Origin of the sequence: Proteus sp. fly-1067 (assembly GCF_040139345.1) — a bacterium.
GTDB classification, from domain to species: domain Bacteria; phylum Pseudomonadota; class Gammaproteobacteria; order Enterobacterales; family Enterobacteriaceae; genus Proteus; species Proteus vulgaris_B.
Genome location: NZ_JBEEUL010000277.1, coordinates 1 through 523, shown reverse-complemented (window position 1 = coordinate 523; position 523 = coordinate 1). Strand labels below are relative to the sequence as shown.

At 39.8% G+C, this 523-nt stretch carries 1 pseudogene; it reads right to left on the bottom strand.

What is annotated here, in order from left to right:
• Window positions 1-301, bottom strand: a pseudogene (locus ABN217_RS20395) (indolepyruvate ferredoxin oxidoreductase); the annotation flags it as partial.
• Between the last annotated feature and the right edge of the window lie 222 nt (window positions 302-523).

Sequence of the window (523 nt, the reverse complement as noted above, 5' to 3'; positions counted from 1 at the left end):
CTGTTGCTTTAAATGTCACAGCACCTCGTAGTGGATAATTGACCGATGCCGCAAGTGTTGCAGCAGCAGTCGCTTCACTGGCACTATTCTCAAAACGGATACCATAATCAGATAAAATATCTTGTGCATCAGCAAGCACATCCATTAAATGCGAGATAGGCGCACCTTGATAGCCTGCCACATAAGAAACACCGGATTCTAATAAAGCTTTGGTGACTGCGAGGATCCCCTCACCACTAAAAACTTCACCTTCCCCTTGCCGTAATTTCTGCACTTCTTGTACAAACGATCGCTCAGCCATTTTAACCTCACAATGAACGTCAGAACGTTGTTATCATTTTTGCGTTTCTTTCTTGTATCTTTTTTGTTACCAAAAGGTCAATGCATGATTAATCATGTATATTAGATTTCTGCAAAGAGTGGATAAGCCCTGCATTGATTGGACAAAAACCAGTAAAAACAATAAGGAAATACGATTTATATCGAGGAAGGAAAATAGAAGAGAACAATAGGACTATGAATA